The sequence below is a fragment of the Mycobacterium sp. NPDC050041 genome (assembly GCF_049541695.1).
In the GTDB taxonomy this organism is placed as follows: Bacteria; Actinomycetota; Actinomycetes; order Mycobacteriales; family Mycobacteriaceae; genus Mycobacterium.
In genome coordinates this window covers 339,324-351,431 of the sequence record NZ_JBMVDG010000003.1, presented here as the reverse complement: position 1 = coordinate 351,431, position 12,108 = coordinate 339,324, and the positions used below count along the sequence as shown (strand labels likewise).

Annotated in this window: 15 protein-coding genes; 8 read left to right on the top strand and 7 right to left on the bottom strand. The window is 70.0% G+C overall.

Features of this window, described 5'->3' with window-relative positions; all coding sequences use genetic code 11:
• Positions 1–5 precede the first annotated feature (5 nt).
• The 3 genes from ACPCHZ_RS12130 to ACPCHZ_RS12120 are packed head-to-tail and all read left to right on the top strand — an operon-like array spanning position 6 to position 2,934.
• Entirely contained in the window at positions 6–695 is a 690-nt protein-coding gene (locus tag ACPCHZ_RS12130; protein ID WP_364972003.1) for an SDR family oxidoreductase, read from the top strand.
• Positions 686–1,639: a glycosyltransferase family 9 protein gene (locus ACPCHZ_RS12125; protein ID WP_423484978.1), complete on the top strand. Its 954-nt coding sequence runs from the start codon at positions 686–688 to the stop codon at positions 1,637–1,639. The genes ACPCHZ_RS12130 and ACPCHZ_RS12125 overlap by 10 nt, the downstream gene beginning before the upstream one ends.
• The gene (locus ACPCHZ_RS12120) at positions 1,636–2,934 is read left to right on the top strand and encodes a UDP-glucose dehydrogenase family protein (RefSeq protein ID WP_423484977.1); all 1,299 of its coding nucleotides are present in this window, start codon (positions 1,636–1,638) and stop codon (positions 2,932–2,934) included. The genes ACPCHZ_RS12125 and ACPCHZ_RS12120 overlap by 4 nt, the downstream gene beginning before the upstream one ends.
• Here the strand turns inward: ACPCHZ_RS12120 and ACPCHZ_RS12115 are convergent.
• A complete protein-coding gene (locus ACPCHZ_RS12115; RefSeq protein ID WP_423484976.1) occupies positions 2,928–3,947 on the bottom strand; it encodes a DNA topoisomerase IB in 1,020 nt (339 codons plus the stop codon). The genes ACPCHZ_RS12120 and ACPCHZ_RS12115 overlap by 7 nt on opposite strands.
• A gap of 239 nt (positions 3,948–4,186) precedes the next feature.
• On the opposite strand from ACPCHZ_RS12115, the gene ACPCHZ_RS12110 reads away from it, so the two are divergent.
• Together ACPCHZ_RS12110 and ACPCHZ_RS12105 are read left to right on the top strand one after the other, a co-directional pair.
• On the top strand, positions 4,187–4,624 hold the full coding sequence (locus ACPCHZ_RS12110) for an ATP-binding protein (RefSeq protein WP_423485367.1): 438 nt from the start codon (positions 4,187–4,189) through the stop codon (positions 4,622–4,624).
• A gap of 62 nt (positions 4,625–4,686) precedes the next feature.
• A complete protein-coding gene (locus ACPCHZ_RS12105; protein ID WP_423484975.1) occupies positions 4,687–5,412 on the top strand; it encodes an RNA polymerase sigma factor SigF in 726 nt (241 codons plus the stop codon).
• On the opposite strand, the gene ACPCHZ_RS12100 is transcribed toward ACPCHZ_RS12105, so the two are convergent.
• The 4 genes from ACPCHZ_RS12100 to uraD form a co-directional block, all read right to left on the bottom strand.
• A complete protein-coding gene (locus ACPCHZ_RS12100; protein ID WP_423484974.1) occupies positions 5,383–5,841 on the bottom strand; it encodes an STAS domain-containing protein in 459 nt (152 codons plus the stop codon). The genes ACPCHZ_RS12105 and ACPCHZ_RS12100 overlap by 30 nt on opposite strands.
• Before the next feature lie 220 nt (positions 5,842–6,061).
• Positions 6,062–6,982 carry a factor-independent urate hydroxylase gene (pucL, locus tag ACPCHZ_RS12095; RefSeq protein ID WP_423484973.1) on the bottom strand — a complete coding sequence of 307 codons (921 nt, stop codon included), beginning with the start codon at positions 6,980–6,982 and terminating at the stop codon, positions 6,062–6,064.
• 3 nt (positions 6,983–6,985) lie between these two features.
• Entirely contained in the window at positions 6,986–7,306 is a 321-nt protein-coding gene (gene uraH / locus ACPCHZ_RS12090; RefSeq protein WP_423484972.1) for a hydroxyisourate hydrolase, read from the bottom strand.
• A gap of 90 nt (positions 7,307–7,396) precedes the next feature.
• Complete coding sequence (uraD, locus tag ACPCHZ_RS12085) at positions 7,397–7,894, bottom strand: 2-oxo-4-hydroxy-4-carboxy-5-ureidoimidazoline decarboxylase (RefSeq protein WP_423485366.1); 498 nt, start codon at positions 7,892–7,894, stop codon at positions 7,397–7,399.
• 42 nt (positions 7,895–7,936) lie between these two features.
• On the opposite strand from uraD, the gene ACPCHZ_RS12080 reads away from it, so the two are divergent.
• Positions 7,937–8,473: a nucleotidyltransferase family protein gene (locus ACPCHZ_RS12080; RefSeq protein WP_423484971.1), complete on the top strand. Its 537-nt coding sequence runs from the start codon at positions 7,937–7,939 to the stop codon at positions 8,471–8,473.
• On the opposite strand, the gene ACPCHZ_RS12075 is transcribed toward ACPCHZ_RS12080, so the two are convergent.
• Complete coding sequence (locus ACPCHZ_RS12075) at positions 8,474–8,791, bottom strand: hypothetical protein (protein WP_364971992.1); 318 nt, start codon at positions 8,789–8,791, stop codon at positions 8,474–8,476.
• A gap of 42 nt (positions 8,792–8,833) precedes the next feature.
• Between ACPCHZ_RS12075 and ACPCHZ_RS12070 the strand changes: the two genes are divergently transcribed.
• Both ACPCHZ_RS12070 and ACPCHZ_RS12065 read left to right on the top strand, forming a co-directional pair.
• Entirely contained in the window at positions 8,834–9,658 is an 825-nt protein-coding gene (locus tag ACPCHZ_RS12070) for an alpha/beta fold hydrolase (RefSeq protein WP_364971990.1), read from the top strand.
• A gap of 113 nt (positions 9,659–9,771) precedes the next feature.
• Entirely contained in the window at positions 9,772–10,248 is a 477-nt protein-coding gene (locus tag ACPCHZ_RS12065; RefSeq protein WP_423484970.1) for a VanZ family protein, read from the top strand.
• Here the strand turns inward: ACPCHZ_RS12065 and ACPCHZ_RS12060 are convergent.
• Entirely contained in the window at positions 10,229–12,040 is a 1,812-nt protein-coding gene (locus ACPCHZ_RS12060) for a biotin carboxylase N-terminal domain-containing protein (RefSeq protein ID WP_423484969.1), read from the bottom strand. The genes ACPCHZ_RS12065 and ACPCHZ_RS12060 overlap by 20 nt on opposite strands.
• Positions 12,041–12,108: the final 68 nt, after the last annotated feature.

Sequence of the window (12,108 nt, the reverse complement as noted above, 5' to 3'; positions counted from 1 at the left end):
CACCCATGAGCGAACTCGGCAACATCATCATCACCGGTGGCGCATCGGGCCTCGGCGCGGCCACCGTGGAGGCCGTCGTCCGGCACGGCGGCACACCGCTGGTGATCGACATCAACACTCCCGCAGGCGACGTCGCCTTCGCCCACGCCGACCTCGCCGACACCGAGGCGGTGGACGCCGCCGTGCGCAGCCTGGCCGACTCGGTCGACGGCCGGATCGACGGCGTGTTCACCGCCGGCGGAACCGACAAGTGCGGCAAGCTCGGCGACGTCTCGGCCAAGGACTGGGAACGCGTCGTGCACGTGAACCTGCTCGGCACCGCTGCCGTCATCCGATCCGCGCTGCCCTACCTGCGCGCCACCGGCGGCCGGATCGTCACCTGCGCCTCGACGCTGGGCATCAAGGCCGTCAGCGACGCCACCGCGTACTGCGCGTCGAAGTTCGGTGTGATCGGGTTCAGCAGGGCGTTGGCCGCCGAACTCGCCGGCGAGGTGGGCGTCACCACGTTGATCCCCGGTGGTATGCACACCGCCTTCTTCGACGACCGCGACGAGCAGTACAAGCCGCCGGCGGATGCCAAGCTCAACCGTCCCGAACACGTGGCCGAGACGGTGGTCTTCGCGCTCTCGCAACCGCAGGGCTGCGAGATCCGGGAGTTGGTGGTCGCCGCGTCGACGGAATCCTCATGGCCGTGACGGCCCCGGCGACGCAGGACACCATCCTGGTCCTTCGTGCGCTGGGACTGGGCGACCTGCTCACCGGGATACCGGCGCTGCGCGGACTGCGGCGGGCTTACCCCGACGCCCACATCGTGCTCGCCACCCCGGAACGGTTCTGCGGCCTGGCCAAGCTCTCGGGTGCGGTCAACGCGGTGGAGCCGACGCCGGGTCTCGGCCGGTTGCATCCGTGGCGCACCCCGCCTGCACTCGCGGTCAACCTGCACGGCAGCGGACCGCAGAGCATCGAAGACCTGCTCGCGATGCGGCCCCGAACCCTGCTGACGCACCGGCACGACGCCTACGACGGTCTGCAGGGTCCGGCGTGGCGTGCCGACGTGCACGAGGTCGACCGCTGGTGCGGGCTGCTGGAGTGGGCCGGAATACCGTGCGACGCCGAGGATCTGCGTATCGCCCGGCCGCACGGCTACCCGGACCGCTCCGGCGTGGTGGTGATCCATCCGGGTGCGGCGGCGGCGGCACGGCGCTGGCCGGCTGAGCGGTTCGCCGCGGTCGCGGCGGCGTTGCACGACGCCGCGCACGAGGTGGTGATCACCGGCGACTGCAACGAGCTGGACCTCGCCCGCTCGGTGGCGCGGCAGGCCGGCCTGCCCGACACGTCGGTGCTGGCAGGAACACTCGGCCTGCTCGGCATGGTGGCGCTCGTCAACGACTGTCGGCTGCTGGTGTGCAACGACACCGGCGTGGGGCACATCGCGACGGCCACCGGTGCGCCGTCGGTGCTGCTGTTCGGGCCGACGCCGCCGGACCGCTGGGGTCCGCGCGACGGCGGACCGCACGTCGCGCTGTGGGCCGGGGAGACCGGTGACCCGCACGCCGACGAACCCCATTCCGGACTGTTGCGGCTGACCGAGACGCAGGTGCTCGACGCGGTCGACTCGCTGCTGCGGGTACGCGCATGACGGCGCTGCGCACGGGCGTCGTCGGCGCCGGTTACGTCGGCCTGACCACTGCCGTCTGCCTGGCCGAACGACTCGACACGGTGTGCGTCGACGTGGACGCGGTGCGGGTGCGGGAGCTGTCGCGGGGGGTGGCCCTGCTCGACGAACCCGGCCTGCCGGAACTGCTCGAGCAGGGACTCGCCGCGGGCCGGTTGCACTTCAGCGCCGACTTCACCGACCTGGCCGACCGCGACGTGGTGTTCGTCTGCGTGCCCACACCGAGCAGGCCGGACGGCTCGGCGGACCTCGGTGCGGTCGACGCGGCGGTCGATGCGCTCGCCGAGGTGCTGCGACCGGGCGCGGTGCTGGCGATGAAGTCGACGGTGCCCGTGGGCACCACGCGGCGGGCGGCGCAACGGCTCGCCGGCACCGGCATCCGCGCGGTGTCCAACCCTGAGTTCCTGCGGGAGAGCCACGCCGTCTACGACTTTCGCAATCCGGACCGGATCGTCGTCGGCGCCGACGACGCGGACGCGGCGGACCTGATGGAGCAGGTGTACAGCCGTGGCCCGGGGCCGATCCTGCGGATGACTCCCGAGAGCGCGGAGCTGGCCAAGTACGCCAGCAATGCTTTTCTGGCCGTGAAGATCTCCTACATCAACTCCCTGGCCCGGTTGTGCCCCGAAGTGGGTGCCGACATCGGCGACGTCACCCGCTGCATGGGCGCCGACGTGCGGATCGGTCAGCACTTCCTGCGCCCCGGCCCCGGTTGGGGTGGTTCCTGCCTGCCGAAGGACACTGCGGCGCTGTTGCACACCGGACGCCTGCGCAATGTCGAACTGCGCGAGGTGGCTTCGGCGCGCGAGACCAACGCCGCGCACGCCGATCACCTCGCCGCCGCGCTGACCCGTGCGATGGGCGTGCCGCTGCCGGCGGCCAGGGTGACGGCGCTGGGGCTGACTTTCAAGGCGGGCACCAGCGACATCCGCGACTCGCCGGCGCTGACCATCTGCGAGCAGCTGAGCCAAAGGGGCGCCCAGGTCTGCGGTTACGACCCGCGGCTGGCGAACCTGGACCAGACCGCGCTGCGCCGGGCGTCGGTGGTGGCCGTGGACGACCCGTACCTGGCGGCCAAGGATGCCGACGCGATCGTGGTGCTCACCGAGTGGCCGGAGTTCTGCGAGCTGGACTGGGCGCAGATAGCCGAGCAGGCGCCGGGGGCGGTCGTCGTCGACACCCGCAACCTACTCGACCCCGCGGGCCCCATCGCGGCCGGTCTGATCTACCTCGGCAACGGAACGCCCTCGGGCTACTGACTTTTGGCGACCTTGCGGATCATCAGCGCGGTCGCGCGCTCGATGATGGCCTGTTTCTCGTCGGCACGGCGGGTGCGGTCGGCGCGCCGCACGGCAGGCGCGATGGTGGTGCCGCCCTCGTAGGCCTTCACCACCCGCGGGTCGACGTAGGACGTCCGCGCCACGGCCGGGGTGTTGCCGAGCTCCTCCGAGACCTCTTTCATCACCGCCGATTCCACCCGCTTGATCACCTTCGGATCGACCGGTGGGTCGGCGTCGACGAACGCCGCCGCCGCCAGCACGGTGCCGTGCCAGGTGCGCATGTCCTTCACGCTGAACTCGGGGCCCACGAGTTCCTTGAACCGGGCGTTGAGGTCGTCGGCGTGGATGTCGCGCCAGCCCGAGGTATTCCGGCACACCAGCAGCCGGTCAGTGCGCTCGGGCCTGCGCATCAGCGCGCGCACCGACCGCACCACCTCGGGGTCGTCGATCACCCGCGTCCGGCGCACCCCGCTCTTGGCCGGGAAGTCGAACGCGACCGCGTCGCGCTGCACGGTGACGTGCTCGCACAGCAGCGTGGCGATGCCGAACGAGTTGTTCTCCAGGGCGTACTGCTCACCACCGGCGCGGAAGTACCCGAGATCGAGCAGATGCAGGGCCAGCGCCAGCACCCGGTCGCGCTCCAGGCCGCGGCCGCGCAGGTCGGCCGCGATCTGCCTGCGCATGTCCGGCAGCCCCTTGGACATCTCCAGGACCCGGTCGAACTTCTCCTCGTTGCGCTCCTCCTGCCACTGCTGGTGGTAGAGGTACTGCTTGCGCCCCGCCACATCGACCCCGAGCGCCTGGATGTGACCGTTCGCGTGCGGTGAGATCCACACCTTCTTCCACGCCGGCGGGATGACGAGGTCGTTGATGCGTTCCAGCGTCTTCTTGTCGGTGACGGGCCTGCCCTCGGAGTCGGTGTAGGAGAAGCCCTTGCCCCGGCGCACCCGGTGCAGTCCGGGCCCGGTGACTACGCTGCGGCGAAGACGCATGGGGGGATCCTGTGTTTGGCGCGGGCCGACGTCGGGGTACTGGTCGTGGACCATGGTGAGGACAGGGTCGGCGCACAGTGTGTCGGTGTCATCTCAGGTCCCGGACGGCGGCTTGCATGCGTTGCAGTTACCCGGTCGAATCACCGGTCACACGTGTGTTTTCGTGGGATCCCGGGCCGCCGGTGGTTAGCTGGGATTCGTCCTGGGGTAATCTCGCTTCGATGTTGCCGGGAGGTCAGATGGTGGATTCGGACAATCCAGACGACGGGCACCTCAGCGCCGACCGGTCGGTCGAACTGCGGGTGGTCGCCAAGCTGGAGAACTTGGCCGTGCTGCGCACCCTGGTCGCCGCCGTCGGCACGTTCGAGGACCTCGACTTCGACGCCGTCGCCGACCTGCGGCTGGCGGTCGACGAGGCCTGTACCCGGCTGATCCGCTCCGCGGTGCCCGACTCGACGCTGGTGGTCGCCGTCCACCCGCGCGACACCGAGGTCGTCGTCGACGCCTCGACCACGTGCCAGACCACCGACGTGCTCGCCCAGGGCAGTTTCAGCTGGCACGTCCTGAGCTCGCTGACCGACGATGTGCAGACCTTCCAGCGGAACGGCAATGAAGCGGCGGACGGACAGATCTTCGGGATCTCGATGACCACGAGGAGAGCGAGCTCACTGCGGTGACTCGATCCTCGTCGAAGGGTTCGTCGTCTCGCTCGAACTCTGAATACGCGGATGTGGCAGCGATGTTCCGCGAACTCCAGGGCCTGCCGGAGGGTTCCGCGCAGTTCCAGCGCCACCGCGACCGCATCGTCGAGCGGTGCCTGCCGCTGGCCGACCACATCGCCCGCCGCTTCGACGGCCGCGGCGAGCCGCGCGACGACCTCGTCCAGGTGGCCCGGGTCGGTCTGGTGAACGCGGTCATCCGGTTCGACGTCGACGCCGGCTCGGACTTCGTGTCGTTCGCCGTGCCGACCATCATGGGCGAGGTGCGCCGGCACTTCCGGGACAACAGCTGGTCGGTGAAGGTGCCGCGGCGACTCAAGGAGCTGCACCTGCGGCTGGGCGCCGCGACCGCCGAGCTGTCCCAGCGGCTGGGCCGTGCCCCGACCGCGTCCGAACTGGCCGAGGAACTCGGGATGGACCGCGACGAGGTGGTCGAGGGTCTGGTCGCGGGCAGCTCCTACAACACCCTGTCCATCGACAGCGGTGGCAACAGCGGTAACGAGGACGCGCCTGCGATCGCCGACACGCTCGGCGACGTGGATCTGGGACTCGATCAGATCGAGAACCGCGAGGCGCTGCGGCCGCTGCTGGCCGCATTGCCGGAGCGCGAACGCACCGTGCTGCTGCTGCGGTTCTTCGAGTCGCTCACCCAGACCCAGATCGCCGAGCGGGTCGGCATCTCACAGATGCATGTGTCGCGGCTGCTCGCGAAGTCGCTAGCGCGGCTCCGCGACCAGCTTCAGTAACCGCTGCGACTCGCCCCGCAGTGCGGCCATCGCCGTGTCGACGTCGTCGCACAGCGGGAACATCGCGTCAGGGTCGCAGATCCGCAGCAGCCGCAGCACGGCCGAGCCGGGCACCAGCACCCACTCGGCGCGGGCGCCTGCACACCGCACGTTGAACGTGTGTAGCGCCGAAAACGCTGCGGTGCCGAAGAATTCGATTCCCGACAGGTCGAGCACCATGCGCTTTGCGTGAGCGGCGTGCTGCATCGCCCAGTCGACGAAGTCGTTCGCGTTGGCCGCGTCGAGGTCACCTCGTGCGGTGATCAACACGCACGACGGCTCCGGCCACCCGGTGCTGAACGTGGCTCCGCCGCTGCGGGTGTGTTCGTCGGCCCGGTCTGCGTCTGACGGCGAGGTCGGCGGTGATGATGGAGAAAGTGAAGATGACATCGTGACTCCCTTTGGTGGGGTGTGCGCGGTTCGCGCTGAGTCACGTCAATCGTTCAGGCCCTGCGTCCTCAAAGCCTTCGGCGTCACGGTCGAGGTTCGGCCGCGCCGATGACGTATCCAGCTGGCTGTGAACTCAACCTGAGATGACCCTACGCCGGTACTCGCGCATTCGACAATCGATTCACCGAATGCTCAGCGATGTCTCAGCGGTCCCGATGTCTCAGCTCAACCAGCCGCGCTGCGGGTCCCAGGCCGGCCCGGCGGGCGGTGCGTCGTCCCGGGTGACGGTGGCTTGGATCAGGCCGTAGGGCCGGTCGTCGGCGTGGAACACCTCGTTGTCGTTGGACAGGCCGAAGGGCGCCAGGTCGTAGGCGAAATGGTGCTTGTTGGGGGCGGACATCCGCACCTCGACGATCTCGGGGTGGTGCTCGAGGACGGCGCGGCCCATCTCGTAGAGCGTCTGCTGCAGCGCCAGCGACCGGACGTTGGCGAACTGGGTCACCATGTCGGCCTTGACGCCGGCATAGACGCCGTCCCAGTCGATTCCGGTCACCGTGGCGAACCGCCACTGAGCCACCAGCGAGGTGGCCATCACGCGGTCGTGGGTCGGCTCGAGCACCGTGTACGGGTCGGTGAGGAATCCCGCGAACTCCGAGCCCGTCGACTTGAGCAGGACGAGGTCCTTGAAGCCCCCGACCACCCACTCGCCGCCCCCGGCCCCGTCGCCATCGGCGGCGACCGTGACCGCGGCCGTGCGCACCTCCTCGCCGGCGCGCACCCAGGTGTGGTCGTGTTCGCGGCCGTCGACCACCACGCGCCGCCACGAGTACTGCTCGATCTCGATACGGGCGCCCTGCACGGGCGCGATGTCGCCGACGAAGTGGCGCGCGAGGTCCAGCCCGTAGTCCTCGATCGAGGTGAGGCCCTTCTCCTTGGCGAAGGCGTACACGGTCTGCTTCTGGGTGTCGGTGGGCAGCACGTCGGACTGATCGCCGGCCAGATGGGCGGCGCTGAAGTCGCCCCGCAGGCAGGTCGAGACGTTGACGTCGTGGATCTCGTGACGCGGGGAGTCGCGGTAGATGCGCACGACCCGGTTCTCGGCTTTGCCGTACTGGTTCTTGCCCAGGATGATGCCGGACACGGCTCAACTCCCTCGGTAGGTCGAATAGGCGTACGGCGACAGCAGCACCGGCACGTGATACTTGGCCGCGGCGTCGGTGACCTCGAAGGCCACCACGATCTCGGGGTAGAAGCCGGTGACCTCTGCGGCGGTGAAATACGTTGCGGTGTCGAAGCGCAACCGGTAGACGCCCGGTTCGAGGCGGTCGGCCAGGCCGGCGATGCGGCCGTCGTCGTCGGTGTTCTCCGACGCCAGCAGCGTGCCGCCGGCGTCGGTGAGGGTGACCGGCACACCCGCCGCGGGCCTGCCGGTGGACGCGTCGAGGACGTGGGTGGACAGGCTCATGCGCTCAACCCTTCTGCCGAGCGTGCGTGTCTGCGCGCGACACGCCGACGATAACCGCGCAAAGGCGCACACTCGCGGGCTCTCGAGCGGTCACGACGGATCGCCGACCAGTTGCCGCAACCTCAGCCGGTTGATCTTCGCGAGCTCCTCGCGCAGCACCCGCCGCTCGGTGCCCGCATCGTTGGCCAACCGGCCGGTGAGCGTGGCGAGCAGGTCCTCGGCCGACCGGCCGCTGGCGCACACCAGGTACACGTGCCCGAACCGGCGCTCGTAGGCCCGGTTCTTCGCGGTGAGCTCCGCACGGACGTCGTCGCCCGCGGTCATCACGCCGGCCTGTTCGCGCGCCGATGCGGCGTTGTCGACCTGTCCGCCGATGCGGGGATGGCCGGCCAGCGCCGCGTCGATCTCGGCCTCGCTCAACTCGGCGAGCACCCGGTCGGCGACGTCGAGCAGCGTGTCGACGTCGGCGTACGGCGCACCGGCGGCCACCCGCTGCGCCCACAGCGGTGAGGCGCAGACGCCGGTCAGCAGTCGCACGCGTTGTGGTCCGGGCAGACGGTTGAAGTCGGCCAGCCCGGCGCTCGGCAGGGGTGCCACCGCTCCAGGATCGGCCAGGTCCACACTGTTCGCATGTCGAATGCCGCGGGAGTGCTGCTGGCCGCCGGCGCGGGTACCCGCTATGGGATGCCGAAAGCCGCTGCCGCGCAGGGGCAATGGCTCGAGACGGCGGTGGCGGCGCTGGCCGAAGGCGGATGCGCCGACGTGGTGGTGGTGCTCGGTGCGGCGCTGGTCGAGGTGCCCCCGCCCGCGCGGGCCGTGATCGCTTCCGACTGGGCGGACGGCATGAGCGCGTCGGTGCGGGCCGGTATCGAGGCGATCGGGTCGGCCGACCTGGCGGTGCTGCACACCGTCGACACCCCCGACATCGGGGCCGACGTGGTGCGGCGGGTGCTGGCGGCGGCACAGGAGTCGCCGGCCGGGCTGGCGCGTGCGGTGTACGGCAGCCGTCCCGGTCACCCTGTGGTGGTGCACCGGCGGCACTGGCCGCAGCTGCTGCAGAGCCTCAGTGGCGACCGCGGGGCCGGGCCGTTCCTGCGTTCCCGTCCCGACGTGGTGACGGTGGACTGCGCCGACCTGGCCACCGGCCGCGACATCGACGAGAGCTGATCAGCCGTCGAGCGAGTCGGCGAAGCGCCGCACCGCCTCGGCCGCGCGCTCTGCCGCCTCGGCATGTCCGGGCCGGGCGCGCAGCGACACCGATCCGGTGCCCGGCGTCAGCGCGACCTCCGCGAGCAGTTCGCCGGTGGTGGGCTCGGCCACCGCCCAGGTGTAGCGGACGTCGGACGCCCAGCCGGCCGCGGCGCGTGCGACGTAGTCCCGATCCGTCTCGCCCAGGTCCGCCAGGGACGGCCGGTCGTCGATGCGATCGTCGGCGCGCAGTGCGCGCAGATACCAACTGCCGGCGTTGATCTCGATCGGTTCCATCCGCGCACTGTAACGTTCGCGTCCGCTGCGTAGCATGAGCCGATGCCCTTCATCACGAGCAATGACGGTGTCGACATTCACTTCAAGGACTGGGGGTCGGGCCAGCCCATCGTGTTCAGTCACGGGTGGCCGCTGTCGTCGGACGACTGGGACACCCAGCTGCTGTTCTTCCTGGCGCAGGGCTACCGCGTCGTGGCGCACGATCGTCGCGGCCACGGCCGCTCGACGCAGACCGGCGACGGCCACGACATGGACCACTACGCCGACGACCTGAAGGCCGTTGTCGATCACCTCGACCTGCGCGACGCCGTGCACGTCGGTCATTCGACAGGCGGGGGAGAGGTGGTGCACTATCTGGCCCGCCACGGCGAGGACCGCGCGGCCAAGGCCGTCCTGATCAGCGCCGTGCCACCGCTCATGGTGAAGACCGATGCCAACCCCGGCGGCCTGCCCAAGGACGTCTTCGACGACCTGCAGGCGCAGCTCGCGGCCAACCGATCCGAGTTCTACCGCGCGCTGCCGTCCGGCCCGTTCTACGGGTTCAACCGGGACGGGGTCGAGCCGAGCGAGGCGATCATCGCCAACTGGTGGCGCCAGGGCATGATGGGCGGCGCGAAGGCCCACTACGACGGGATCGTCGCGTTCTCGCAGACCGACTTCACCGAAGATCTGAAGAAGATCCAGCTGCCCGTGCTGGTCATGCACGGCGACGACGACCAGATCGTGCCGTACGAGAACTCCGGGCCGCGCTCAGCCGAACTGCTCGCGAACGCGACGCTGAAGACCTACGAGGGCTTCCCGCACGGCATGCCCACCACGCAGGCCGACACCATCAACGCCGACCTGTTGGAGTTCATCCGGTCCTGACGGCCACTCGGCGTCCCTCTTCGGCGAGGACGGTGCGGGGCGCACCACTTCTGTACCGTTGAGACGGTCTTGCGAGGCAGCGGCGCCCGTCGAACGACAAACCGTGAGGACGCATGCCCGACACCCAGACACGCGCCGCGAGCAGGGCGCGCCGCCGTCGTGTTCTGACGTTGTGGACGGCGGCCTACGTGGGTGTGATCGCCCTGATCGTGTTCTGGCCGAGCACCGAGGAGTTGGTGAACCCGTCCCTGCGGTGGATCCGGCACGTCACCCACGCGCCACTCTCCGTCGTCGAGTTCATCACCAACGTGCTGCTCTTCATCCCGTTCGGGATGCTGGCCGCGGCTTACCTGACGAGGCGTCGGTGGTGGCTCGCCATGCTCGCCGGAGCGGCTGCGTCGGCGGGGATCGAGTTGACCCAGGCGGTACTGCTGCCCGGCCGCGACCCCAGCCTGTCCGACATCGCGGCGAACACAGCGGGTGCCACGCTCGGTGTGCTCGTCGTGTCGGTCGTCCGCCTGGCGTGGCGCAGGGACGAACCCGTCGGTGAACCCGCAGTGCCCCGAGCGGCTATTCGCCCTCGCTCTTGATCTCGGCGAGGACGGTGCCCTGCGTGACGGCAGCGCCGGCCTCGACCGCGAGGCCGGTGATGGTGCCGTCCTTATGCGCCGTGACCGGGTTCTCCATCTTCATCGCCTCCAGCACCACGACGAGATCGCCGGCCGAGACCTGCTGACCCTCCTCGACGGCCACCTTCACGACGGTGCCCTGCATCGGCGCGGTGACGGAGTCGCCCGAGGCGGCAGCGCCACCGGCGGCGCCGCGCTTACGCGGCTTCGGCTTCTTCCTGATGACACCGGCGGAGCCGCCGACCGAGCCGCCGTTGCCGAGCGCGAGGTCGCCGGGCAGTGACACCTCCAGCCTGCGGCCGCCGACCTCCACCACGACGGTCTGCCGGGGGATGGTGTCCTCTTCCTCGATCGGATCGCCGCCGGTGAAGGGTTCGACCTTGTTGTCCCACTCGGTCTCGATCCAGCGGGTGTGCACGGTGAAACCGTTCTCGTCACCGATGAACGCCGGATCGGACACCACGGCGCGATGGAACGGGATGACGGTGGCCAGGCCTTCGACGGTGAACTCGTCGAGGGCGCGCCGCGACCGCTCCAGCGCCTCCTGGCGGGTCGCGCCGGTGACGATCAGCTTTGCCAGCATCGAGTCGAACTGGCCGCCGATCACCGAGCCCGTCTCGACGCCGGAGTCCAGCCGGATGCCGGGCCCCTGCGGCGCCTCGAACTTGCTGACCGGGCCGGGTGCGGGCAGGAAGCCGCGGCCTGCGTCCTCGCCGTTGATGCGGAACTCGATCGAGTGGCCGCGCGGGGTCGGGTCCTCGGTGATGTCGAGCGCCTCGCCGTTGGCGATCCGGAACTGCTGGCGAACCAGGTCGATGCCCGAGGTCTCCTCGGTGACCGGGTGCTCGACCTGCAGCCGGGTGTTCACCTCGAGGAACGAGATCAGGCCGTCCTGGCCGACCAGGTACTCGACGGTGCCCGCGCCGTAGTAGCCGGCCTCCTTGCAGATGCGCTTGGCCGACTCGTGGATCTCCTTGCGCTGCGCGTCGGTCAGGAAGGGCGCGGGCGCCTCTTCGACGAGCTTCTGGAAGCGGCGCTGCAGCGAGCAGTCGCGGGTGCCCGCGACGACGACGTTGCCGTGGGTGTCGGCGATCACCTGGGCCTCGACGTGGCGCGGCTTGTCCAGGTAGCGCTCCACGAAGCACTCGCCACGGCCGAACGCGGAGACGGCCTCGCGCACCGCGGAGTCGTAGAGCTCGGGGATCTCCTCGAGGGTGCGGGCCACCTTCATGCCGCGGCCGCCGCCGCCGAACGCCGCCTTGATCGCGACCGGCACGCCGTACTCCTTGGCGAACGCGACCACCTCGTCGGCGTCCTTGACCGGATCGGAGGTGCCGGGGACCAGCGGGGCCTGCGCACGGGCGGCGATGTGACGGGCGGTGACCTTGTCACCGAGATCGCGGATGGACTGCGGGCTGGGGCCGATCCAGATCAGGCCGGCGTCGAGCACGGCCTGGGCGAAGTCGGCGTTCTCGCTCAGGAACCCGTATCCGGGGTGGACGGCGTTGGCGCCGGACTTCGCGGCCGCGTCGAGCAGCTTCTCGAAGACCAGGTAGGACTCGGCCGAGGTCTGGCCGCCGAGGGCGAACGCCTCGTCGGCGAGCCGGACGTGCGGGGCGTCGGCGTCGGGTTCGGCGTAGACGGCCACGCTGGTCAGCCCGGAGTCCTTCGCCGCTCGGATCACCCGGACCGCGATCTCGCCGCGGTTGGCTACAAGCACCTTCGTGATCTTCGAGCTGGCGTGACTGGCCACTTCGCCTCCTGTTGGATCGCCCTGCGCGGGCGTCTCTAAGAACGTCTTTAAGAACTTATCCCGGGCAG